The organism is Paraburkholderia sacchari (genome assembly GCF_000785435.2).
Classification (GTDB): domain Bacteria; phylum Pseudomonadota; class Gammaproteobacteria; order Burkholderiales; family Burkholderiaceae; genus Paraburkholderia; species Paraburkholderia sacchari.
The window spans coordinates 993433-1015790 of the sequence record NZ_JTDB02000002.1 but is presented as its reverse complement, the minus strand read 5'-3'; the positions used below and the strand labels follow the sequence as shown (position 1 = coordinate 1015790).

23 protein-coding genes and 1 pseudogene are annotated in these 22358 nt (G+C 65.5%); 10 read left to right on the top strand and 14 right to left on the bottom strand.

Annotation, left to right across the window (positions count from 1 at the left end):
• The first annotated feature begins 28 nt into the window (after window positions 1-28).
• Window positions 29-1231, top strand: coding sequence for an ABC transporter substrate-binding protein (locus NH14_RS11255; RefSeq protein ID WP_084225487.1), 1203 nt, complete (start codon window positions 29-31; stop codon window positions 1229-1231).
• Window positions 1232-1255: 24 nt separating this feature from the next.
• On the opposite strand, the gene NH14_RS11250 is transcribed toward NH14_RS11255, so the two are convergent.
• Window positions 1256-1546, bottom strand: coding sequence for a type II toxin-antitoxin system RelE/ParE family toxin (locus NH14_RS11250; protein WP_035527476.1), 291 nt, complete (start codon window positions 1544-1546; stop codon window positions 1256-1258).
• A gap of 83 nt (window positions 1547-1629) precedes the next feature.
• Window positions 1630-1920 (bottom strand): annotated as a pseudogene (locus tag NH14_RS33465) (type II toxin-antitoxin system RelB/DinJ family antitoxin); the annotation flags it as partial.
• A gap of 346 nt (window positions 1921-2266) precedes the next feature.
• Here NH14_RS33465 and NH14_RS11240 point away from each other — a divergent pair.
• The 9 genes from NH14_RS11240 to ureG all read left to right on the top strand — a co-directional run bounded on the left by NH14_RS11240 (window position 2267) and on the right by ureG (window position 9017).
• Window positions 2267-2920, top strand: a complete 654-nt coding sequence (locus tag NH14_RS11240; protein WP_035527479.1) for a protein-L-isoaspartate O-methyltransferase family protein — start codon at window positions 2267-2269, stop codon at window positions 2918-2920.
• 88 nt (window positions 2921-3008) lie between these two features.
• Window positions 3009-3332 carry a rhodanese-like domain-containing protein gene (locus tag NH14_RS11235; protein WP_035527482.1) on the top strand — a complete coding sequence of 108 codons (324 nt, stop codon included), beginning with the start codon at window positions 3009-3011 and terminating at the stop codon, window positions 3330-3332.
• Between the two features lie 113 nt (window positions 3333-3445).
• Window positions 3446-4366: an urease accessory protein UreD gene (locus NH14_RS11230; RefSeq protein ID WP_035527485.1), complete on the top strand. Its 921-nt coding sequence runs from the start codon at window positions 3446-3448 to the stop codon at window positions 4364-4366.
• A gap of 271 nt (window positions 4367-4637) precedes the next feature.
• Window positions 4638-4940, top strand: coding sequence for an urease subunit gamma (gene ureA, locus NH14_RS11225; protein WP_017773123.1), 303 nt, complete (start codon window positions 4638-4640; stop codon window positions 4938-4940).
• 11 nt (window positions 4941-4951) lie between these two features.
• Window positions 4952-5257: an urease subunit beta gene (locus tag NH14_RS11220; protein ID WP_035527488.1), complete on the top strand. Its 306-nt coding sequence runs from the start codon at window positions 4952-4954 to the stop codon at window positions 5255-5257.
• Window positions 5258-5294: 37 nt separating this feature from the next.
• Window positions 5295-7025, top strand: a complete 1731-nt coding sequence (ureC, locus tag NH14_RS11215; protein ID WP_035527490.1) for an urease subunit alpha — start codon at window positions 5295-5297, stop codon at window positions 7023-7025.
• Between the two features lie 21 nt (window positions 7026-7046).
• Window positions 7047-7679, top strand: coding sequence for an urease accessory protein UreE (ureE, locus tag NH14_RS11210; protein ID WP_035527492.1), 633 nt, complete (start codon window positions 7047-7049; stop codon window positions 7677-7679).
• Window positions 7666-8346 carry an urease accessory protein UreF gene (locus NH14_RS11205; protein ID WP_035527497.1) on the top strand — a complete coding sequence of 227 codons (681 nt, stop codon included), beginning with the start codon at window positions 7666-7668 and terminating at the stop codon, window positions 8344-8346. Before ureE ends, NH14_RS11205 begins: the two co-directional genes overlap by 14 nt.
• A 35-nt stretch (window positions 8347-8381) precedes the next feature.
• Window positions 8382-9017, top strand: a complete 636-nt coding sequence (ureG, locus tag NH14_RS11200) for an urease accessory protein UreG (RefSeq protein ID WP_035527500.1) — start codon at window positions 8382-8384, stop codon at window positions 9015-9017.
• Window positions 9018-9073: 56 nt separating this feature from the next.
• Here the strand turns inward: ureG and waaA are convergent, their stop codons facing one another.
• From waaA to cpaB, 12 genes are all read right to left on the bottom strand, one after another.
• Complete coding sequence (gene waaA, locus NH14_RS11195; protein WP_035527503.1) at window positions 9074-10432, bottom strand: lipid IV(A) 3-deoxy-D-manno-octulosonic acid transferase; 1359 nt, start codon at window positions 10430-10432, stop codon at window positions 9074-9076.
• Window positions 10433-10502: 70 nt separating this feature from the next.
• Window positions 10503-11387 carry a Kdo hydroxylase KdoO gene (gene kdoO, locus NH14_RS11190; protein ID WP_035527506.1) on the bottom strand — a complete coding sequence of 295 codons (885 nt, stop codon included), beginning with the start codon at window positions 11385-11387 and terminating at the stop codon, window positions 10503-10505.
• A 167-nt stretch (window positions 11388-11554) separates the two neighbouring features.
• Window positions 11555-12556, bottom strand: a complete 1002-nt coding sequence (gene waaC / locus NH14_RS11185; RefSeq protein ID WP_176329242.1) for a lipopolysaccharide heptosyltransferase I — start codon at window positions 12554-12556, stop codon at window positions 11555-11557.
• Between the two features lie 223 nt (window positions 12557-12779).
• Window positions 12780-13898 (bottom strand): pilus assembly protein TadG-related protein, encoded by a 1119-nt coding sequence (locus NH14_RS11180; RefSeq protein ID WP_035527509.1) that lies wholly within the window; start codon window positions 13896-13898, stop codon window positions 12780-12782.
• Window positions 13899-13909: 11 nt separating this feature from the next.
• On the bottom strand, window positions 13910-14338 hold the full coding sequence (locus NH14_RS11175) for a TadE/TadG family type IV pilus assembly protein (protein WP_244143440.1): 429 nt from the start codon (window positions 14336-14338) through the stop codon (window positions 13910-13912).
• A gap of 131 nt (window positions 14339-14469) precedes the next feature.
• Window positions 14470-15429: a type II secretion system F family protein gene (locus NH14_RS11170; protein WP_035527512.1), complete on the bottom strand. Its 960-nt coding sequence runs from the start codon at window positions 15427-15429 to the stop codon at window positions 14470-14472.
• 45 nt (window positions 15430-15474) lie between these two features.
• The gene (locus tag NH14_RS11165; protein ID WP_035527514.1) at window positions 15475-16452 is read right to left on the bottom strand and encodes a type II secretion system F family protein; all 978 of its coding nucleotides are present in this window, start codon (window positions 16450-16452) and stop codon (window positions 15475-15477) included.
• A gap of 31 nt (window positions 16453-16483) precedes the next feature.
• Window positions 16484-17893 (bottom strand): TadA family conjugal transfer-associated ATPase, encoded by a 1410-nt coding sequence (locus NH14_RS11160; protein ID WP_035527517.1) that lies wholly within the window; start codon window positions 17891-17893, stop codon window positions 16484-16486.
• A gap of 12 nt (window positions 17894-17905) precedes the next feature.
• Window positions 17906-19114: a CpaE/TadZ family protein gene (locus NH14_RS11155; protein WP_035527520.1), complete on the bottom strand. Its 1209-nt coding sequence runs from the start codon at window positions 19112-19114 to the stop codon at window positions 17906-17908.
• Between the two features lie 52 nt (window positions 19115-19166).
• Window positions 19167-19460, bottom strand: coding sequence for a hypothetical protein (locus NH14_RS11150; protein ID WP_035527523.1), 294 nt, complete (start codon window positions 19458-19460; stop codon window positions 19167-19169).
• Between the two features lie 21 nt (window positions 19461-19481).
• Window positions 19482-21338 carry a type II and III secretion system protein family protein gene (locus NH14_RS11145; protein ID WP_084225493.1) on the bottom strand — a complete coding sequence of 619 codons (1857 nt, stop codon included), beginning with the start codon at window positions 21336-21338 and terminating at the stop codon, window positions 19482-19484.
• A 105-nt stretch (window positions 21339-21443) separates the two neighbouring features.
• A complete protein-coding gene (gene cpaB / locus NH14_RS11140) occupies window positions 21444-22280 on the bottom strand; it encodes a Flp pilus assembly protein CpaB (RefSeq protein ID WP_035527526.1) in 837 nt (278 codons plus the stop codon).
• Window positions 22281-22358: the final 78 nt, after the last annotated feature.

Sequence of the window (22358 nt, the reverse complement as noted above, 5' to 3'; positions counted from 1 at the left end):
GCTTCATATCCTCCTGGAGACCCATCGCATGAAGCTGCAATCGCGCCTGAATTCGTTCCTGAGTTTTTCGCCGCTGGTCTCGCTGCGCCCGCTCGCGGCGGCCGCCGCGCTTGCCACTGCCGCGTTCGCCCCCGCTGCGCACGCCGACCTCAAGGTCGGCATCGATCTGTCGAGCACCGGCCCCGCCGCGGCCATCGGCATCACGAGCAAGAACGCCATGCTGATGTGGCCCGCTGAAATCGCTGGCCAGAAGACCGACTACATCGTGCTCGACGACGGCTCCGACCCCGGCGCGGCGGTGCGCAACATCCGCAAGCTCATCAACGAGGATCACGTCGACGTGATCGTCGGGCCGAACATCACGCCGGCCGCGCTCGCCGCGCTCGATCCCGTGGCCGAAGCCAAGACGCCGATGATCACGCTGGTAGGCTCAGGCTCGGTGGTTGAGCCGCAGCAAGGCGCGCGCGTGTGGGCCTTCAAGATGGCGCAGACGGACGCCGCCATGGCCGATGTGATGACGCGCAACATGGTGGCGCACGGCGTGAAGACGGTGGGCTTCATCGGTTTTGCCGACAGCTACGGCGACAGCTGGCTCAACGAGTTCACGAAGTTCGCGAAGGACCGCAACATCCAGATCGTGGCGACCGAGCGCTTTAACCGTACCGACGCCAGCGTGACCGGCCAGATCCTCAAGCTGATAGCCGCGAAACCCGACGCCGTGCTGATCGCCGGCGCGGGCACGCCTACGGTGCTGCCGCAGCGCACGCTGGTCGAGCGCGGCTACAAGGGCGCGATCTATCAGACGCATGGCATCGCCACGCCTGAGTTCATCAAGCTTGGCGGCAAGGACGTGGAAGGCACGCTGTTCCCGACGCAGCCCGTGGTGGTCGCGCGCACGCTGCCGGCGGACCACCCGGCGCACAAGGCCGCGCTCGCATTCGTCGACGCTTATGAGGCGAAATACGGCCCGGGCACGGTCACGCAGTTCGCAGGCGACGCAGCCGGCGTCTACCCGCGCCTGGAGGATGCGGTGAAGCGCGCGCTCAAGACCGCCCAGCCCGGCACCGAGGCGTTTCGCGTGGCGCTGCGCCGGGAGCTCGAAGGCGCCCACGAACTGGTCGTGCCCAACGGCGTCGTCAACACCAGCGAAAGGGACCACGTGGGCCTCGACCAGCGCGCGAGCGTGATGGGCACGATACGCGGCGGGAAGTTCGTGTATCTCGCGCAGTGATGCCGTTGGTTGCCGGTAGATTTGCTAGCCGGCAACGGCGGGCCATCGCCGCGAGCTGTGGAGCACGCGCAAGACCTTGATCATCGTGTGACGCTCGATCCGGTAGATCACGATGAGCGGCGCGCCTTGCACGACCAGTTCGCGCGTGCCCGCCATTCGGCCAACGCGGCCGATCTCGGGAAAGAGCCGCAGCCGCCGGACAGAGGCTGCGATGCGCTCGTCCGTGACCACCGCTGTTCGCGAGCTCCGGGCCTCGGTAAAACTGAATATCGCTTCGCGGTCGGCCAGCGCGAGCGGCGACCATTCGAGCCTCAAGTCTTGCTCTTGCGAGCATGCGCGAGCCGGGGCCGCCCGCCACGAGGCGCTCGCGGGGCCTGGCCGTCCCGCGCCGGCCCGGATGCGTTGCCCACTGCCGCCGCGCGCCGCCTCGCGAAAAGCGCCTCCACCTCGTCCGCGTCGATGCCCGGCCGCGGATCTTCGAGCGCCTCGCGCACCTTCGCGCGGAACCACGCATCATGCGTGGCCGGATCGACCGCGAAGTCGAACGGCAAAGCACCTTCGTTCGCGACGCGCGTGAGCAGGATGCGCACCGCGTCCGAAACGGTGAGCCCCATGTTTTCGAGCACCGTCGACGCGCGCTCCTTGAGTGCCGGATCAATGCGGACCTGTACCAATGCGCTTGCGCTCATCCCCCAACTCCTTCGCGTGATGTTCGAAGCCGCATTGTAATTCATCTGTATTACGCAAGACATACCATTCCTTTGAAGCGGGTTAAACACGCTTCGAGTTTCGCTGTCCGACGCAATACGCTCAATTCATCCGAATGGCCAGACGGGCCACGCCACGCGTTCGAGCCAGGACAAATACTGATCCGCCTGCGCATTTCCAGCGCCGCCGGCAAGGCTCCACGCGAAAGCCCTTTGGTACAATCTCGCGGTTGCCTGGCACCGTTTTCAGCGTGTGTTTGCTGGTTGTCCGAGGCCTGGCCATCTGCACAGAATCCGAACCGCATCCGTACCATAACGCCGAGTCACCATGAACATCGAACAAGCGCGTTTCAACATGATCGAGCAGCAGATTCGCCCCTGGGAAGTGCTCGACCAGGACGTCCTGAATCTCCTTTCGATCGTCAAGCGAGAACACTTCGTCCCAGCGGCCTATGTCGAACTCGCGTTCGCCGACCTCGAATTGCCGCTGCCCAATGGTCAGCACATGCTGGCGCCGCGCGTCGAAGCGCGCGTGCTCCAGGAGCTCGCGGTGAAAAAGCACGAGAGCGTGCTCGAGATTGGCGCGGGTTCGGGCTACATGGCGGCGCTGCTCGCGCATCGCGCGCAGAAGGTGCTGACCGTGGAGATCGACCCGGAGCTCGCCGAGTTCGCGCGCGCCAACTTCGTGAAAAATGGCGTGCTCAACGCCGAAGTCGCGCAGGGCGACGGCTCGCGCGGCTGGGCCGCGAATGCGCCCTACGACGTGATCTGCGTCTCGGGCGGCATGCCGGTGGTGCCGCAGGAGCTGCTCGAACAATTGAAGGTGGGCGGGCGTCTGGCCGCTTTCGTCGGCGACGCGCCCGTCATGGAAGCGCAGATCATCACGCGCATGGACGAGAAGCAATATCGCATCGCGACCGTGTTCGAAACGTATGTCGAGCCGCTCGAGAACGCGGTGCAGCCCTCGCGTTTCAAGTTTTAAGCCCTGGTTTTGAACCCTGGTTTTGAGCCCCCTGTGTTCCCGGCGGGCCGCACAAGCGGCTCGTCCTATTTTTACGAATGAGTCTCACATGCAGAATCTGACCGCTCCCGCCCTCGCCGAATGGCTCGCCGACACCTCGCGCGCCGCCCCCGTGCTTCTCGACGTGCGCGAGCCGTGGGAAATCCAGACCGCCAGCATCGCCGGCAGCGTCTCGATCCCGATGGCCCAGATTCCGGCCCGCAGCGAAGAACTGGACGACGAAGCGCAGATCGTCTGCGTCTGCCACCACGGCGCGCGCAGCGCCCAGGTGGCGATGTTCCTCGAATCGCGCGGCTTCACGAAGGTCTTCAACCTGCAAGGCGGCATCGACGCGTGGTCGCGCCAGGTCGATCCGAAGGTGCCCACCTACTGATCACCGCTGATCACCCGCTGATCGCCCGCCGATCCCGTGAAGCAGCATGGCCGGCGCGTGATGCGCTGCCCTGCGCGTCCAGTCGCCGTCCACACCTGCCTCACATTTTCAGCATGTCGCTTCACAAAGATCTCGCCGCGCCCGCCAGCCCCGTCAGCACCGCCTCGCGCAACACGATTCATCACGAATGGGCCGCGAAACTCGAACTCGGCTTCGAGCTTCGCGGCGAGCGCACGACGCTCGCACACCGGCTGCACACGGGACCGTTGCGCGTGCAACGACCGCTCTATCCCGAAGGCGACGCGATCTGTCATGCCGTGATCGTGCATCCGCCCGCGGGAATCGCGGGCGGCGACCGGCTCGACATCGACGTTAATGTCGGCGACGGCGCTCACGCCGTGCTCACCACGCCGGGCGCCACCAAGTGGTACAAGTCCAATGGGCGCGTGGCGCGCCAGCGCATCAAGCTGCGCGTGGGCGCCAACGCCAGGCTCGACTGGCTGCCGCAGAACAATCTCGTTTTCGATCACGCGCACGCCGAACTCGACTTCTCGCTCACGCTCGCCGAAAGCGCGACGGCAATCGGCTGGGACGCCATGCAACTCGGCCGCCAGGCAGCGGGCGAGCGCTGGTCGGCCGGCATGGTGCGCTCGCTAATGCGGATCGTGCGGGTCGCGCGCGCTGCAGCACCCGGCGCGGAGGAACAACTCCTCTGGTTCGAACGCGCCCTCGTGGACGCCACCGACCCGCTGCGCGACGCTCCCCAGGGCCTCGCGGGCTTTCCGGCGTTCGGCATGCTGTGGGCCGTTGGCCCGGCCTGCAACGAGGCGCTCGCGCAAGATCTCGCGGCCACGCTCCGCTTCGACGACGCGCTGCGCGCGGGCGCAACCTGCGTCGTGCCAGGCGTGCTGCTGGTGCGCGTCATCGCGCGCTCGATGGAACCGCTGCAGCAAACGCTCGCGCAGTGCTGGACGCAGTTGCGCCCGATCGTGCACGGCGTGACGGCGGCGCCGCTGCGTCTCTGGACGACCTGAATCCGGCCGGGCTCCTCTCTCACGCACCATATCGGCGCGCCTATGCGCCATCGAGGCGCATCGACGCCTCAACACGGTGCGACCATTCCGCGCGAAGGTGCATTCAACGCGCCCCATCATTGGCATACACCTTGCGTAATGCCTGCGTCGCCACGTCTGCCTGATCCCCACGATCTGCAAGCTGTACGTAACCTCGCTCCCGTAAGCTGACGCCGCACGATCGTGCCCCGGTGGTTGGCACCCGGTTAGCCGTTCCAACTTATTAAAAACGATGAAGCTCACGCCACGCGAGAAAGACAAGCTCCTGATCTTCACCGCCGCGCTGCTCGCCGAACGGCGTCGCGCGCGCGGTCTCAAGCTCAACTATCCGGAAGCGGTCGCGTTCATCAGCGCCGCACTGATGGAAGCGGCCCGCGACGGCAAGACCGTCGCCGAGGTCATGCATTACGGCACCACGTTGCTCACGCGCGACGACGTAATGGAAGGCGTGCCCGAGATGATCCCCGACATTCAGGTCGAGGCCACCTTCCCCGACGGCACGAAGCTCGTGACCGTCCACCATCCGATTCCTTGAGAGTGCCGCCCATGATCCCCGGCGAAATGCTGATCGACGACGGCGAAATCGAGCTCAATGCGGGCCGCGAAACCGTCACCGTCACCGTCGCGAACACCGGCGACCGCCCCGTGCAGGTCGGCTCGCACTACCACTTCTACGAAGTCAACGAAGCGCTCGCGTTCGAGCGCGAAGCCGCGCGCGGCTTTCGCCTGAACATTGCGGCGGGCACCGCCGTGCGCTTCGAGCCCGGCCAGGAGCGCACCGTCGAGCTAGTCGCATTCGCAGGCGAGCGCGCCGTCTACGGCTTCAACGGCAAGGTGATGGGCCCGCTCTGAGCGCTGCGCCCGCCTCCGAATTCATCAGGATTCCGACATGACATTGAAGATCGGCCGCCGCGCCTACGCGGAAATGTTCGGCCCCACGACCGGCGACCGCGTGCGTCTCGCCGACACTGCTCTGCTCATCGAGATCGAACGCGACTACACGGTCTACGGCGACGAAGTGAAGTTCGGCGGCGGCAAGGTGATCCGCGACGGCATGGGCCAGTCGCAGCGTCTCGCGGCCGAGGTGGCCGACACGGTCGTCACCAACGCCGTGATCGTCGACCACTGGGGCATCGTGAAGGCCGACATCGGCATCAAGGACGGCCGCGTCTGGCGCATCGGCAAGGCCGGCAACCCCGACGTGCAACCGGGCGTGACGATCCCCATCGGCGCTTCGACCGAAGTGATCGCCGGCGAAGGCCAGATCGTGACCGCGGGCGGCATCGACACGCACATCCACTTCATCAGCCCGCAGCAGATCGACGAGGCGCTCGCCTCGGGCGTCACGACGATGATCGGCGGCGGCACCGGCCCCGCCACCGGCACCAACGCCACGACCTGCACGCCGGGCCCGTGGCACATGGAGCGCATGCTGCAGGCCGCCGACGGCTGGCCGATCAACCTCGGCTTTCTCGGCAAGGGCAACGTGAGCCTGCCCGAGCCCGCCGAAGAGCAGATCGCCGCGGGCGCGATCGGCCTGAAGCTGCACGAGGACTGGGGCTCGACGCCCGCGGCCATCGACAACTGTCTCACCGTGGCCGACGCCACCGACACGCAGGTGGCCATTCACACCGACACGCTCAACGAAGGCGGCTTCGTCGAGGCGACGGTGAACGCGTTCAAGGGCCGCACGATTCACACGTACCACACCGAAGGCGCGGGCGGCGGCCACGCGCCCGACATCATCAAGGTGTGCGGCGAGGCCAACGTGCTGCCCTCGTCGACCAATCCCACGCGCCCGTACACGATCAACACGCTCGACGAGCATCTCGACATGCTGATGGTGTGCCATCACCTCGACCCGTCGATTGCCGAGGACATCGCGTTCGCCGAGTCGCGCATCCGCCGCGAGACCATCGCCGCCGAAGACATCCTGCACGACCTTGGCGCGCTTTCGATGCTCTCTTCGGATTCCCAGGCGATGGGCCGCGTGGGCGAGGTCATCATTCGCACCTGGCAGACCGCGCACAAGATGAAGGTCCAGCGCGGCGCGCTGCCCGAGGACGGGGGTGGCCAAGGGGGGACAAACGGCGCGCGCAACGACAACTTCCGCGTGAAGCGCTACGTCGCGAAGTACACGATCAACCCGGCGATCACGCATGGCATCGCGCACGAACTCGGCTCGATCGAGCCAGGCAAGTGGGCCGATCTGGTGTTCTGGGACCCCGCGTTCTTCGGCGTCAAACCGGCGATGATCCTCAAGGGCGGCATGATCGCGATGGCGCAGATGGGCGACCCGAATGCCTCGATTCCCACACCGCAGCCCGTGCATTATCGCGAGATGTTCGGCACGCGCGGGCGCGCGCTCACGCAGACCTCGCTCACCTTCGTCTCGCAGCTTGCGCTCGACAAAGGCATGCCCGAGCGCTACGGCCTGCAAAAGCGCATAGTGGCGGTACGCAACTGCCGTAACGTCACGAAAGCCGACATGATCCACAACGCGTGGCAGCCGTCGATCAGCGTCGATCCCGAGACCTATCAGGTGATCGCCGACGGCCAGTTGCTGACCTGCGAGCCCGCCACGGTGCTGCCGATGGCGCAACGCTATTTCCTGTTCTGAAGCCTGAAACGCCAAGCCGACATGCGCACGATAGACAAACGACTCAACGCGAAGCTCGCGCCCGTGCTGATCAAGCGCGCGCCCACGCTCACCCTCGCGTACGACGCGCGCTGCAAGAGCCGCTTCGCGGCCACGCTCGATTCGGGCGAGGAAGTGGGCGTGGTGCTGCCGCGCGGCACGGTGCTGCGCGACGGCGACATGCTGGTCGCCGACGATGGCGGCCTCGTGCGCGTGATCGCCGCGCCGCAAAGCGTGCTGCGCGTGCGCGCGCCCGAGCGCCTCACGCTCATGCGCGCCGCGTATCACCTCGGCAACCGCCATACGCCCGTGGAAGTGGGCATCGACGAACTCAAGCTCGAAGCCGATCCGGTGCTCGAAGACATGCTCAAGCGCCTGGGTGCGCAGGTCGAGCGCGCCGAGTTGCCGTTCCAGCCCGAAGCCGGCGCTTATGGCGGAGGTCATCGGCATGGCCATGACGAAACCTTCGCCGAAGATTACGCGCTCGCGCAAAGCGTGTTCGACGAACATCATGGGCACGCGCACGGCCATGCACACCGTCACGACCATGGCGACCACGCACACGGCGCGGACTGCGGCCACGATCACGGTCATTGCGACGGCCACGCGCACGACCACAGCCATGAACATCGCTGAGCTCACCGCGCTGCTGCATCTCGCGTCGCCGGCGCTGCCGATCGGCGCGTTCAGCTATTCGCAGGGGCTCGAAGCGGCCATCGACGCCGGGCTCATCGCCAACGCAGACGACGCCGCGCACTGGATCGCGGGCGGCCTCGCGAACGTGCTCGCGCCTGGCGAGCTGCCGTTCATCGCGCATCAGCTCGAACGCTGGCGCACCCACGACGCCCGCGCGTTGATCGAAGCAAACGAGGAATTCGTCGCGAGCCGCGAATCGGCGGAATTGCGCCGCGAGACGTCGCAAATGGGCTGGTCGTTGCGCCAGCTTTGCGCCCAGCTCGAATGGGGCGACGCGGCAAGACGCGAGACGCTCGAACGCATGACGCCCATCGCGCAGCCCACCGCATTTGCCTTCGCGGCCTTCGCGCACGACGCGTCTGCCGACGCCGCGCTCGCGGCCTATGCGTTCAGCTGGGTCGAGAACCAGGTGGCCGCCGCGCTCAAGGCGGTGCCGCTCGGGCAGCTCGCGGGGCAGCGCATCGTGGTCGCGCTGCGGCCGGCCATCGAAAGCGCGATCGCGCGCGCGCTCGCCACGCCGCCCGACGCGCTCAACACTTTCGCGCCGCAGCTCGGCATTCTGAGTGCGCGGCACGAATCGCAATACTCGCGGCTGTTCCGCTCCTAGCCGCCTGACTGAACACACACACACGCACACGAACCATGAATTCGCATTCCAGACGCACGAAGAAACTGCCGCCGCTGCGCGTCGGCGTGGGCGGCCCGGTGGGCTCCGGCAAGACCACGCTGCTCGAAATGCTCTGCAAGGCGATGCGCGAGCGCTACGACCTCGTCGCCATCACCAACGACATCTACACGAAGGAAGATCAGCGCCTGCTGACGGTAGCGGGCGCCCTGCCCGCCGAGCGCATCATGGGCGTGGAGACGGGCGGCTGCCCGCACACGGCGATCCGCGAAGATGCGTCGATCAACCTCGAAGCCGTCGACCAGATGCTCACGCGCTTTCCCGACGCGGACATCGTCTTTATCGAGTCGGGCGGAGATAACCTCGCGGCCACCTTCAGCCCCGAACTTTCGGACCTCACGATCTACGTGATCGACGTGGCGGGCGGCGAGAAAATTCCGCGCAAGGGCGGCCCCGGCATCACGAAGTCGGACCTGCTCGTCATCAACAAGACCGATCTCGCGCCGCTCGTGGGCGCGAACCTCGACGTGATGGCCTCGGATGCGAAGAAAATGCGCGGCGAGCGGCCGTTCGTGATGTGCAATCTGAAGGCGCTCGAGGGCCTCGAGCAGGTGATTGCGTTTATTGAAAAGCAGGGGTTGCTGAAGAGCTGAGCTTGTCGGGCCAATGCGGGGGGCGACCGCGCCAACCGCTACCGCCCGAACCAAACTCAGAGATCGAACGACGCCGACGCATGCTCGGGCAACAGTGTCGCGAGCACATCCACCGTACGGTCCGTGGCGCCACGATGGCGCGCCGCGAACGCCGCTGCTGCCGCGGCCATCGCCACGCGGCGCGGCTTGTCGTTGAAGAGCTCGCGCAACGCACGCGCGAGATCGGCGGGATCCTGAACCTGCAGCGCCGCGCCGGCCGCCACGGCGTCGGCGGTGGCCTGGGTGAAGTTGAACACGTGCGGGCCGATCAAAACGGGCACGCCCACCGCGCACGCCTCGATCAGATTCTGGCCGCCGAGCGGCAACAGGCTCCCGCCGATGAACGCAAGATCGGCGGCGGCGTAATACGCGCCCATCTCGCCCATCGAATCGCCAAGCAGCACGTTCACGTCCTGCGGCAACGCGCGCACGCCTTCATGCGGCGCGGCGGAGCCCACCTTCGAAGCAGTTGGCGTCGGATTTGGAGCCGGATTCTGGACCCATCGCGAGCGCCGCTCGAGCTTGAGATTCTTGCGCGCGACAAGCGCGGCCACCTCGTCGAAGCGCTGCGGATGGCGCGGCACGAGAATCAGCAGCGCGTCTTCTACACCCAGCGTCGCGAACGCCTGCAGAACCAACTCCTCTTCGCCTTCGCGCGTGCTCGCCGCCACCCATACGGGCCGCGACCCGATCGCGCGGCGCCAGTCGCGCCCGCGCGCCACCACCGCGGCGGGGCTCGCCATATCGAACTTCAGATTGCCAAGCACGCTCACATTGCGCGCGCCCAGTGCGGAGAGGCGCTCGGCATCCGCCGGGCTTTGCGCGAGTACGCGCGTGAAGCCGCCGAACACCTCGCGCGCATGCGCGCCGAACTTCGCCGCGCGCTTGAACGAACGCGCCGACATGCGCGCGTTCGTGAGCACGAGCGGCACGTCGGCGTGCTTGCATTCGTCGATGAGCGTCGGCCACACCTCGGTCTCCATCACGAGGCCGAGCGACGGACGCCAGGCGCGCAGGAAGCGCCGCACGGCATGCGGCATGTCGTACGGCAGATAGCAGCGCAGCACGCGATCGCCGAATAGCTGCTCGCCCGCCGCGCGCCCGCCGGGCGTCATGTGCGTGAGCAGGATGCGCGCGTCGGGGCGCGCCGCCAGCAGCGCGTCGACGAGCGGCTGCGCCGCGCGCGTCTCGCCCACGGACACCGCATGCACCCAGATGAGCGGCGCGTCGTCCTCGGGCACGCGCCCGATGCCAAAACCGAACCGCTCGCCAATATGCTCGCGATAGCCGCGCTCGCGCCGCGAGCGAACGAAAAGACGCAGCACCGCAAGCGGCGCGATCAGCCACCAGGCCGCGCGATAGACGGCCCTCAGCATCGGGCCTCCGCGATGCGAGGCATCATGCCCGCCCAAGCGAGCGAACCCGCGATGAAATTCAAGCCCGGCTTCAAACGAGTTCCTTGCCCTTGATGCGCTGGAGAATGCCGAGCGGCGCCCATTCCGGATGCACCATGTCTTTCGCCGGCAGGAAGAAGGTCTGCTCCATCATGAACTGGCCGGACATGACCGCATGCGACGCATGATCGGAGAAGCAGACCCACACGCAGCCCGGCGGAAAGTTGATGGTCTCCTGCGGAGCCGTCTTCTGATAGTCGAGATCGGCCTTCATGCTGTCGTGCAGGTTCAGCATCAGATGGTCGTACTCGCTGCGCGGCGACTTGGTGATGTGCAGCAGGTTCTGCAGCCACGCCGAGCCCGGCATCTGCGGCTTGATGTGCGGCAGGAAGCGCCGCGCCATGTCTTCGAACGGCTCGCCCACGCGCCACACGCGCGGCACGCCGTGCGGGTTCACGTTGGTGAACACGCGCAGGATGCGCTCGCCATAATTCGGGCGCGACGGAAACGCGTCCACGTGCAGGCGCGAATCGTCCTTGCGCCACGAGGTCTGGCGCGTTTCCACCTGATGAAGGCGCAGGCTCGTGGGCGCGACGCGCAGCTTGCCCGTGTACTCGGGAAAGAGCCCGTCGACAAGCGTGCGCGCGCAGGCCTGATAGCGCGCGACCATCGCGCGCACCGCCGACTGCGTAACCGTGTCGCCCAGCACGCCGCGCAGCGCGCCGCCGTTCGGGTCGAGGCTGATGTTCTTGCGCTTGGGATCGGCGATTGCCGGATCGAGCAGCGCGCGCTCGCCGCCTTCGATCGGAAACTCGAGCTTCGGAAAATACAGGACCTTGCCCTGCTCGACAGCATCGAGCAGCGTCTCGCGCGGCTGCGAAAGATATTGGCCGTGCCAGTCGGCGGATGTGACTTCGATAATCTGGGATTCGTTCATGGTCGCCCCTGGGAAGCGATGGATCGGGTTGCCTGGCGGGATGCCCGGCGCCGACCCTTATACCGCGCGTGCCGCGTAGCGCGCCTTGACGTGTCTTCACGTGCCTTGATGCGACCTGATGCGACTTAATGTGACACAAGGCTGTGACGCCAGGCGCCGCAGCCTGATCAGAGCAGACCAAAGCCCGCCAGTGCGCCCTTCACCTGCGCGAGCGTGGGCGGCTGCCCCGCCGTGCCGAGATTGACGACCTTCGGCGACCAATAGCCGCCGGTGCGCCAGGCGGTCGCGAAATTGTACAACTCGACCGTCGGGCGCTTGAGCGCCGCCGCGATATGTACGAGACCCGTGTCCACGCCGACCGTGGCCGCCGCGCCATCGATCAGGCCGACCACGGCCGGCAGCGAAAGCCTCGGCGGCACGATGGCCGCCTCGCCAAATTCCTTGGCAAGACACTCGCTCGTCGCACGCTCGGCCTCGCTGCCCCATGGCAGCACGATCGAGGCGCCGCGGCGCACGAGCGCCTGGCCAAGCTCGATCCAGTGCGTATCGGGCCACTGTTTGTCCGCGCGCGAAGTGGCGTGCACGAACACCACATAGGGCACCGGAAGATTCAAGCCGACCGCCGCGAGCGCCTGCGCCGCGCGGTAGGTGTCGAGGCCGAACTCGATGTCGTCGGTGGGCTGCGGCGGCGGCAGCTCCAGTGCGCCCGCAACCAGTTGGCGCGTGCGCTCGACCACGTGCGTGCGCGGCTCGATGCGGATCGAGCGGTTGTAAAACAGACGCACCGGCCATTCGTAGCCCGCGCCGTCGGTGCGATTGCCGAGGCCGGCGAGCGGCCCGCGCGCCCAGCTCGCGACCCAGGCGGTCTTGATAAGCCCCTGGCAGTCGATCACGAGGTCGTACTTCTCGGCGGCGAGCGCGCGGCGGAACGCACCAATCTCGCGCCAGTTGGCCGCCGAGAAGAGCCCCTTGCGCCAGCGGCGCAGCGAAAACGGAATCGCACGGCGCACGCCGTGCACGAGCTCGACGAGCGACTGGAAACCTTCTTCGACGAGCCAGTCGATTTGGGCGTCGGGATACCGCCGCCGGATATCGGCGATGGCGGGCATGTTGTGGACGACGTCGCCAAGCGACGACACGCGCACGATGAGGATCTTTTGCACGCTCAAGGCAGAAATAGGCGGACTGATTAAAAGGTCCGCAATTTTAGCGCGTCAAACGAAGTTAAGCGAAAAAGCGGGAAGAAAGTGCGGATATGGATGCTGGAATCGGCGCCTAAAGGGCATCGAAGAAGAAGGCCGCAAGCAAGGAAAAGGGCGCGGCGCCGATCGCCGCGCCCGAGTTGCCGGGCATGCAGGTCGAAGAACGCCGCCTGCGCTGCAGAAAATCTTTCTACTGGACCAGTCTCGGCGGCGTGTAAGCACCGTAACCCGGCCCAACCCCTCCCGAATTGGGTGTCTCGCAATGACTCATGTCGTTGCTCATCTGCACGAGCACATAGGGATTCGCGCCGTTACTCGCATCGAGAATGTGCAGGCACGCAAATGCCGTGACAGGCTGAAACCCGCTCGTCGTCGGATCGTTCACCACAACCACCGTCACCCACGCGCATTGCCCGTTACCCGCAGCGCTACACGTTGAAGTATTGTTAAAGAGCGTGTTTTCCGTACCCGTCTGGATCCACGTCCCCGGTGAACCACCGACGGAGAAGCCGGTGCTGTTTCCACTACTCAACAAGGTCCTTGCATAGCTGGCACTGTTGTCATTGACATTGAACGTCGTCCACTGGCCGGATTGGCAAGTCCCATAGTGGTAGCTGGACCCTATCCGGAAGATGTACGGCTGTCCCGCGATCTGCGGGTCCGAGAAACCGGACACGGTGCCGGTGGTGGGCGAAGTCAGCGGTGAATCGGTCGACGAATTCCAGTAGGTGTCGTACAAGCACTGCGACATCGCCAGTGGAAACAACCCGCCTGGCCCCACATTGCCGGGCGAAGAGAGCACGGCCGTCGCCACTGCACTGGCTTTCAGAATATTGACCCCGAGCACGCCACCCAGAAAGCCCGACACTGATCCGTTCGCGTTTGACCCGTCTTTCTGGATCTTCACCTGCACGGCAGGCAGGTCGTTCGCGCCCGGTGTGAACGGCAGCGCCTCGAGGCCATATGGCGTGCCCGTGGCGTTCCAGTATCCAGTCGCTACCGTGCTGGCTTGCACATAGGCACCCTGGACCTTGTTGGTCGAAGTCGACGTAGAGAACGTCGAGGCTGTAGCCGACGCCGTCGTAAAATCCGGCTGGGTCGCGCTGGTATTGCCGCACTCACTGCGCGGTTTCAGACAACCCGCGCCTGCCAGCGCAGCCGCATCGGCCGCGTTCTGGAGCTCGTTGCGAGCGACCATCAGATTACCGATGTCGATGGCGAGCGCCGCGGTTCCCAGCAGGAAGACCATGAACACAGCGACCGTGACGGCCACTGCCCCTTTCTGTTTCCCTTTGCTCCCCGTGCGCATGATCGTCCCCTTTATTCGTTATTCATGACACTGGTGGCGGTCAGCGTAATCGGCCCCGTGATGGGGGCCACCATCCGTCCCAAAGCCAGTCCGCTGTACTGATAGGAGACGGTCACCGTAAGCGGTTGACCGAACGTGCCGCCGGTGCCGGACGTAGTGACCACTGGCGTATTTTGCGAGCCGAACGTAAGCAGGTAGTTCGAGGTGTAGTTCGTCACGACGTTCTGCACATCGGTTGAGGTGGCCTTCGGACTCTTCAGCACGATTCCGGCGCGCGCGCCCTCCCGGCTGGCGTTGGTGACGACGGCTTTGTCGTAAAGGAACAAGCCCATTTCGACGATGCCGAACAGCAATATCAGCAGCACCGGCAGCACGACGGCGAACTCGACCATGGCCACCCCGCGCTGCGCGCGCCACAGGCGCCCACGCACGGGGCTCACCGCCCCCCTTCTTCCTCGTCCCGCGCGTAACTGAAGGCTTAGCGCGCCGGTCTTTGCTGATTCCATAGGTCCCCCGATCAAATCGCCCATACCGGGCCAGGTCCTGCCACATCGTCCGTTACGGCCGCCAGTTAGCCGCTCATAGCCGGAAGCATGGTCCGGTAGATATGCAGCATCGCCGGCCCCATCAGCACCACCAGCAGCGCGGGAAAGATGCAGAACATCAGCGGAAACAGCAGCTTGAGCGCGATTTTCGCGGCCTTTTCCTCTGCAAGCATGCGACGGCGCGTGCGTAGCGTGTCTGAGAGCACGCGCAGCGAATCGCCGATGCTCGTCCCGAAACGCTCCGCCTGAATGAGCATCGTGCTGAACGAATCGACATCTTCCACACCCGTGCGCAGGGCAAAGTTGCGCAGCGCCTTTTCCTTCGCATACCCCGAGCGCATTTCCAGCAGCGTGAGCTCCATCTCGCTCGCGACCACCGCGCTGCGCAATTTGATCTCTTCCGCGACGCGCATCAGCGCAGCATCGAGGCCGAGCCCCGCTTCGACGCAGACGGTCAACAGATCGATTGCGTCGGGGAAGTCCTCGAAAATCATGCGCTTGCGGCGCGCCACCGCGCGTCCGAGAATGAAGGCCGGCAGGTAGTAGCCGAAGCTCACCAGGCTCACGAGCACCACCGCGAAGCTCGTGACCGAGCTCGCTCCCCCGCCGCCGAGCATCCACATGGCCGCCATGGTGGGCAAGAGCAGCGCCAGCACCGTGCGGGTCCCAAAGTAGGTCGCCACGGCGCCCGGCGAGCGCCAGCCCGCGTTCATCAAACGCACGCGCAACGCCGAAACCTCCCAGCCCTCCTTGGGCGCCGAGAGCTTGGAAAGCGGCTCCGTGACGTGCACGAGCTTTTCGTACCAGGGCTCGTCTCCACCGTCCGGCTGAGCACTGGGAGCAGGCGTGCCGCCCCCGCCCGCCTGTTCGATGCGCCTGCGCATGGTTTTGGGCGCGAAGAGATACATGGCGCCCAAACTCAGGCCGAACACACCGGCAAAGAGACAGACCAGCAACATCAACCGCGTCGTATCGAGCGCTAACATGGCTCCCCCTTTTCGAATTTTCTGCTGGCGCGAAGCTTGGCTTTTTCAGACGTGAATGCGCACAATGCGGCGCACCCATATCGTGCCGATCACCATCAGCACCGAAACGCCTTCGAGCAACATCACGCCTGTCGGGTCCTTCCACAGCACCTCGAGAAAGTCGGGATTGAGGAACGCAATGGCCCCGGCTGTGAACACGGGCAGCAGACACAGCACCCGCGCCGAGAGCACCCCTTCCGCGGCGAGCACGCGCACCTTGTCGAACAGCTTGAAGCGCTCGCGCACAAGGCTCGCAATGCTGTCCAGCAGCTCTGCCAGGTTGCCGCCGGTCTCGCGCTGGATCAGCACGGCGATGACGAAGTAACGCAGGTCCCCCACCGGCACGCGGTGGGCAAGCCCCAATAACGCGTCGTTGAGCGAGACGCCATAGTTGATTTCGTCGAACGTGATGCGGAACTCCGCACCCATCGGGTCCGCGAACTCGGTGCCGACCATGTCGATGGCCCCCGTGAACGCATGACCCGAGCGCAGCGCGCGCGCGAGCATGTCGCAGGCATCCGGCAACTGCTTCTGAAAGCGCAGCAGTCGCTTCGCGCGTCGACGACTCACGTACAGCAACGGAAGCAGCGCAGAGGCGCCCGCGGCCGCCGCCAGCACCGCAAACGGCACGCGAACGAAGAGTCCCACGACGAGCACGAAAACCGGCATCACCGCACAGAGTGCGATGATGCGCGCTGCTGTCCAGGAGACGCCCGACTGCTGCACCCATGCCTCGAACGAGCGGATCTTCGGCACGAGCAGCAAGGCGCGCCCGAAAAGCGTCGACCCATCGAGCCGCTGCGACTTCAGGATGGACATCGTCTCCTTGCGTCCCGTGCCCCCCGTGGCCACGGCCTCGAGGCGCGCTTCGAGACGGCGCGCGACGGCGCCATGCCGGCTGTTCCACCATTCCCACGCGCCTTGGGCTGCGAGCACTACCGCCACGAAGAGCAGCAGGATCGCCAGAAAGAAAGTTGTGCTCATGCCACGCTCCCCCGCAAGAACGTCGAGAACATCAGGCCGTTTCGAAACGGCGGCCCGGTTCGAAAATCTGGTCCGGCACGTTCACGCCAAACGCCGCAAAGCGCTCGCAGAACTTCGGCCGCACGCCGGTCGCGCAAAAGTAGCCGCGCACGTTGCCGTTCGAATCCATGCCAGTGCGCTTGAACGTGAAGATTTCCTGCATGTTGACGATGTCGCCTTCCATGCCGGTCAGCTCCGAAATGCTCATGATCTTGCGGCGGCCGTCGGTGAGGCGCGCGGCCTGCACGACCACCGAAATTGCCGACGAGATCTGATGACGCATCGTGCGCGGCGGCAACGAAAGACCGCCCAGGCTGATCATGTTTTCGAGCCGCGTGAGCGCGTCGCGCGGCGTGTTGGCGTGGATCGTCGCAAGCGATCCTTCGTGGCCTGTGTTCATGGCGTTGAGCATGTCGAGCGCTTCCGCGCCGCGCACTTCGCCAAGGATGATGCGGTCGGGGCGCATACGCAGCGCGTTGCGCACGAGCGCGCGCTGGGTGATCTCGCCGCGCCCCTCGATATTCGGCGGGCGCGTTTCGAGCCGCAGCACGTGATCCTGGCGCAGCTGGAGTTCGGCCGCATCCTCGATTGTGACAATGCGCTCGTCGTTCGGAATGAAGCCTGAGAGCACGTTGAGCAGCGTCGTCTTGCCGCTGCCCGTGCCGCCCGACACGAGAATGTTGACCTTGGCGCGCGCAAGCCCCTCCAGCACCTGGGCCATGGGCGGCGTGAGCGTCTGCAGCTCGATCAGATCCGAGACCTGCAGCGGCGAGACCGCGAACCGCCGGATCGAGACAAGCGGCCCATCCACGGCCGAAGGTGGAATGATGGCGTTCACGCGCGAGCCGTCGGGCAGGCGCGCGTCCACCATCGGGCTCGACTCGTCGATGCGCCGTCCCACCCGCGAGACGATCTTCTCGATCACCTTCATGAGGTGCGCGTCATCGTAGAAGTTGACGTCGGTGAGTTCGAGCTTGCCGCGGCGCTCCACGAACGTCTGGCGCCACGTGTTCACGAGAATGTCCGAGACCGTGGGGTCGCGCAGCAGCGGCTCGAGCGGACCGAATCCGAACATCTCGTCATACACGTCGATGGCGAGCTGCCTGCGCTCGATGTCGTTCGCGAGCGCCTTCTGATCTTCGAGTATGCGACCGACGAGCGCGCTGATCTCGCTGCGGATCTGCTCCTGAGGCATGCGCGAAAGACGCTCGAGCTCGACGCGTTCGAGCACCGCCTGGTGGATTTCGTACTTCAGCTTCTGATACGCCTCGGTTTTCACCCTGGCAGGTGCGGAGGTTGCAGTTGAAGCGCCGATACCGGCGCCGGCGCTCACGCTGGAGTCGGCACGTTCGACGATCGTCGGCTCGAAGCGCTGCGCAAAGATTTGCTCGCGAAGAGACATGTTTTTTCTCCTTTACATCATGCCGAGTTTGGCCGGCGCCTGACGACCGATCAGGCGTGCGAACAACGAGTCGCTTTTGCCGCGCCGCGTCGTGTCCGTGGCATTCGCGGCCGCAACGCTCGCCGCCAGCGTGCGCAGGCTGCGCGTCACCGCGCTGCCGGGCGCCGCCACGGCAATCGGCAAACCCTGATTGACCGCTTCGGATACGGCACGCGCGTCGTCCGGAATGACCTGGAACGGCTTGACGCCAAGCACGCTTTCGGCGGCCTCGCGCACGCGCTCGCCGTGTTTGGTCTGGCGGTTGAGCAGCACACGGATGCGCTCAGGCCCATAGCCGAGCGATTGCAGGATCTCCTGCAGGCGGCGGCCCGCCCGCAGGTGCGGCATGCTTGCCTGCAAGACGATGTGAATCTCGTCACTGCGGTCCAGTGCAAGCATGGAAAGCGGATTGATGGTCTGCCCGAGATCGATGACCACGCAGTCGTAACGTGGCATCGCGACACCGAGCACCCATTCGAGCCGGTCCTGACGCATTTCGCCCGCCTTGATCGGGTCGCCCGCGCCCGCCAGGATGTCGAAGTTCTCGCCGGCATGTATCACGCTCGCATCGAAGAACGCCACGTCCATGCGGTCCACTTCCGCGCACAACTGGGGCAGCGTCGAGGGCGGCGTCTGCTCCGTCACGAGAAACGCGGCGTCCGCGTAGAGCTGGTTCAGATCGATCAGCAGCACGCGCTGGTTCTGCGTCTGCGAGATGATGTGCGCCACGTTCGCCGCGATGAAGCTCGTCCCCACGCCGCCCTTGCACGACATGTACGACACGATGCGCGTGGAGCGAGCACTGCCCTGCGCGCGCTGACCGATCGCGCGCTGCAGCGCATCGCCTATCGCCACAGGGTCCAGCGGCCCGGTGATCACGTCCCGGAAACCCGCGCGCATCGCCGCAATGAGCGCGTCCGGCGACGCCTCGGGAATCAGCAGCATGCACAAGAGCCGTTCGCGACGGCGGCACAGCTCCGTCACGGAAGGCAGCTGCGCCTCCTGCAATCCCCTTGCATCGACGATCAGGACATCGAATGCATCGAGCGTGTCGCCACGCTCGACGAGATCGAACGGCGTGCCGACGGTACGCGTCGTGCGGTAGGGACCGCATCCCGCGATCACGCGCATGATCTGCGCGAGCCGCTCGGTGTCCGTGGAAGTAATGAGTATGTCGATCATGATCGTATGCCCGGTTTGGTTTCGTTCTCCGGCCTGTCGTGCGTGACCCGGCTTATTGCCCCGAGCTCACGCCAATCGTGTAGGGCGATGTGGACTCCTTCGGTTGCGTGAAGGACTTGTCGTAGCGGTCCATCGCCGCTGCGGCGGCCTTGCCGTCCACCCCCGGCTGCGAGCTGACGTGCATGGCCGCGTCCGGGTCGATGATCTGCGCTTGCGTCGAGTGGTGCACCGCTTCGCCGAAATGCGCTTCCCAGATGGGCGAGCTGGTCATGCAGCCGCCGAGCGCAACGCCAAGCGGCGCAATCAGCAGAGCCCGGCGAAAGAATGCGAAAGTATCGAGTTTCATGCTGGTCTCCTGATCGCCGGGTCAATGAACGACGGTTGGATTCGACGCGATGCTGGCGGCTTCGTGCTCGATGCGCTGCGCACGCGCTGCGCTGTCATCGCCCGCTGACGGCGCGAGGGACTGCACGCTCACTTGCTGTGTAGCGACCGGCTGTGCAACCGTTTCCTCGGGCACCGGCCCGGAGGACGCCGGCGCCTCGCGACGCGAAGAGACCTGCGGTGCGGGCAGCGCTGCGGGCACACCCGGCGCCGACGCAGGTGCGGCGGGCGTTGCCGGCGTGGCCTGTGGGCCCGCGGGTGCTACCGGTGCGGGTGCCGCTGGTGCAAAGCGTCCCTCGTTGCGCTTGGCGCGGCCTTCCATGTTGCCCGTTGCGTACACGTCGGCCTCGAGGGGCTCCGAGAAGCTGTCGGTAGGCATCTGAAGTTGCGCGATACTCTTCACGGGCTTCACGAGGTGCGGCGTAATGATGAAGATCAGCTCCGAGCGGTCGTGCTGGAACGAGGTGCTGCGCATCAGCGCGCCCAGCACCGGAATTTCACCGAGGCCTGGCACTGCCTTGAGCGAGCCCGTAATGTTGTTGTTGATCAGCCCGCCGATCGCGAACGACTCGCCATCGGCCATCTGGACCGTGGTGGAAGCGCGCCGCGTCGTGATGAGCGGCAGGATGCTTACGCCGCTCACGTTCGAGGCGCTCAACGTGACGCCCGTGGGCGACAGCTCCGAGACTTCCGGCGCCACCTTCAGATTGATGCGGCCGTTACCAAGCACGGTCGGCGTAAACTTGAGCCCCACGCCGAACTCCTCTTGCTGCAGGGTGATCGCCGTGGCGGTATTGCCGCCGCCGCTTTGCGGCACGGGGATGAAGATCTTGCCGCCGGCGAGGAAAGTAGCTTCCTGACCGCTGATGGTGACGAGGTTCGGCTCCGCGAGGATCTTCACGAGGTTGTCGGTCTTCTGCGCATCCACGGCGAGGTTGAACGGCCTGTTGTTCGCCTTGGACGCCAGGAATGCGCTCGAGACGCCCGCGAGGAGATTGCTCACGAGCGCGCCCGTCCACGACCCGAAGCCGCCCTGGATATTGATTGCCGAACCGAGCTGATCGATCAGGGTCTTGTCGACTTCGGCGACCTTCACTTCGAGCATGACCTGCTGCGGCGCGTCGACGCTCAGCATGTTGATCACGCCGCCCGACTTCGATCCGTTGCCGCCGCTCACGCCGAACACCTTGGCGATTTCCACCGCTTGCTGCGCCGCCTGTGCGCTAGACGCATGACCGGCGAGCACGATGTTGTCGGCAGCCGTGGAAACCCGGATATCGCGCTCTTGCGGCATGAGTTGCGCGAGCGCGGTCTGGAGGCCGCCCGAGTCGGCGCTGACGATCACGTCGATCACCTGGCACGCACCGCTCTTGCCCTGGATGATCATGTTGGTGGTCCCGACCGACTGGCCAACCACGTAGAGCGTCTGCGGCGAAACCATGGTCGCCTGCGCGATCTCCGGATTGCCGATCGTGCGATTTCGCACCGGCTCGTCGATCGGCACAAGCGTCGACTTGCCAAGCGGCACGACCACATTGCTCTCGCCACGAATGGCCCCGACGCAACTCGGTCCGCGCAGCGGTCCCGCCACGGCTTTGGGCGCGCCGTTGGCGCCCTGTGCAGGTCCCATGCTGATGGTCATCTGCACGGGGCCGCCCTTGCCCATCGGAACCTGGGCAGTCGAAGCGGACTTCTCCTGCGCCCCGTTCCCGGCCTGCTCCTGCGCCCAGCCAGGCGTCGCGTTCACCAACCCCGCGCACACCCAGGCCAGCGTCGCAACGCGCCACGTACCGATGTCCTTGCAGGCCCCCGTGGACCCCACCTTTACTTTGGTATCCATATCGTTATACCCCGTGTTTTACCAGCGTTCTAGTAGCGGCTTCGCCGCTATCGCAACCTGTCCCGGGTGGTCAACTCCGGGCTTGGACGGCCGCCCTGCGATGCTTCAGAAACACTCCTGACTACCCGTGACGCCCGACAGAACGCCGACGCAATCACGCTTGACCTGCGCATGGGCCACGTACTTCACCCGCACCGGATGGGCCGGCTCGGGCACCGGCGCCGGCAGCGGCACAGCCTGGCCCAGCAGCGTCTGCTTGGTCACACCGTCCGTGACGAGCTTTTTGTCGTCCACCTGGTTGCGCAGGACGAGTGAGAGCGTCCCCACGCTTCGCGCCAGATCGAGTTTCTCTGCCTGCTCAGGCGTCACCTCGAGGGTCACGGCGTTCACGACCTTCGGCGCGGTGTCGTCGCGGTTGACCTGCTGCGCGACGGCGAGCACCAGGATCTTTTCGAGCACGATCTTCGAGATGCTCTGATCTTGCGCGTCAGTCTTCTTCTGCGGCTCCTGGGTGTTGACGATCACGTCGACGTAGTTACCCGGCAACGCAAAGCCGGCCACGCCCACCACGTCGTTCACGCGCACCGTAATCGCTCGACGCCCCTCGCCAATCACAGCGGACAAACCGCCTTTCGTGCCCACGGGCGCCAGCTTCGAATCGAGCACCGGTTCACCACGCGTGAGGCTCGCGCGCACGACTCGACCGTCAAGGTCCTTCGGTGCACTGAATGTTCCGGGTGGGAGGCTGTCCTTTGGCCAGTTGACCGTTCGGATCATCGTTTCATTGATTGGCTGACCGAGATTGATGTCGTCGGATGCGACGGCAACGGGTACCGTGGCCCCCGAGGACGTCTGAAGCAACCATTTGGAAGCGAAGACCACTGCGGCCAAACCGGCCAGCAGGGCAATCGCGAGCATGGCAAGCGCGCGGCCGTTTTTCATGTCAACCCCCATATACTGTCGAGAAAATTCGATCTCTTTCGAACCCCGTAAAGTCGCCGCCGGGGCACGTTACCGCCA

Excerpts from the sequence above, each read along its gene's own strand:
- NH14_RS11255 (WP_084225487.1), top strand. The coding sequence starts at position 29 with ATGAAGCTGCAATCGCGCCTGAATTCGTTCCTGAGTTTTTCGCCGCTG.
- NH14_RS11240 (WP_035527479.1), top strand. The coding sequence starts at position 2,267 with ATGAACATCGAACAAGCGCGTTTCAACATGATCGAGCAGCAGATTCGC.
- NH14_RS11235 (WP_035527482.1), top strand. The coding sequence starts at position 3,009 with ATGCAGAATCTGACCGCTCCCGCCCTCGCCGAATGGCTCGCCGACACC.
- NH14_RS11230 (WP_035527485.1), top strand. The coding sequence starts at position 3,446 with ATGTCGCTTCACAAAGATCTCGCCGCGCCCGCCAGCCCCGTCAGCACC.
- ureA (WP_017773123.1), top strand. The coding sequence starts at position 4,638 with ATGAAGCTCACGCCACGCGAGAAAGACAAGCTCCTGATCTTCACCGCC.
- NH14_RS11220 (WP_035527488.1), top strand. The coding sequence starts at position 4,952 with ATGATCCCCGGCGAAATGCTGATCGACGACGGCGAAATCGAGCTCAAT.
- ureC (WP_035527490.1), top strand. The coding sequence starts at position 5,295 with ATGACATTGAAGATCGGCCGCCGCGCCTACGCGGAAATGTTCGGCCCC.
- ureE (WP_035527492.1), top strand. The coding sequence starts at position 7,047 with ATGCGCACGATAGACAAACGACTCAACGCGAAGCTCGCGCCCGTGCTG.
- NH14_RS11205 (WP_035527497.1), top strand. The coding sequence starts at position 7,666 with ATGAACATCGCTGAGCTCACCGCGCTGCTGCATCTCGCGTCGCCGGCG.
- ureG (WP_035527500.1), top strand. The coding sequence starts at position 8,382 with ATGAATTCGCATTCCAGACGCACGAAGAAACTGCCGCCGCTGCGCGTC.
- waaA (WP_035527503.1), bottom strand. The coding sequence starts at position 10,432 with ATGCTGAGGGCCGTCTATCGCGCGGCCTGGTGGCTGATCGCGCCGCTT.
- kdoO (WP_035527506.1), bottom strand. The coding sequence starts at position 11,387 with ATGAACGAATCCCAGATTATCGAAGTCACATCCGCCGACTGGCACGGC.
- NH14_RS11180 (WP_035527509.1), bottom strand. The coding sequence starts at position 13,898 with ATGCGCACGGGGAGCAAAGGGAAACAGAAAGGGGCAGTGGCCGTCACG.
- NH14_RS11170 (WP_035527512.1), bottom strand. The coding sequence starts at position 15,429 with ATGTTAGCGCTCGATACGACGCGGTTGATGTTGCTGGTCTGTCTCTTT.
- NH14_RS11165 (WP_035527514.1), bottom strand. The coding sequence starts at position 16,452 with ATGAGCACAACTTTCTTTCTGGCGATCCTGCTGCTCTTCGTGGCGGTA.
- NH14_RS11160 (WP_035527517.1), bottom strand. The coding sequence starts at position 17,893 with ATGTCTCTTCGCGAGCAAATCTTTGCGCAGCGCTTCGAGCCGACGATC.
- NH14_RS11155 (WP_035527520.1), bottom strand. The coding sequence starts at position 19,114 with ATGATCGACATACTCATTACTTCCACGGACACCGAGCGGCTCGCGCAG.
- NH14_RS11150 (WP_035527523.1), bottom strand. The coding sequence starts at position 19,460 with ATGAAACTCGATACTTTCGCATTCTTTCGCCGGGCTCTGCTGATTGCG.
- NH14_RS11145 (WP_084225493.1), bottom strand. The coding sequence starts at position 21,338 with ATGGATACCAAAGTAAAGGTGGGGTCCACGGGGGCCTGCAAGGACATC.
- cpaB (WP_035527526.1), bottom strand. The coding sequence starts at position 22,280 with ATGAAAAACGGCCGCGCGCTTGCCATGCTCGCGATTGCCCTGCTGGCC.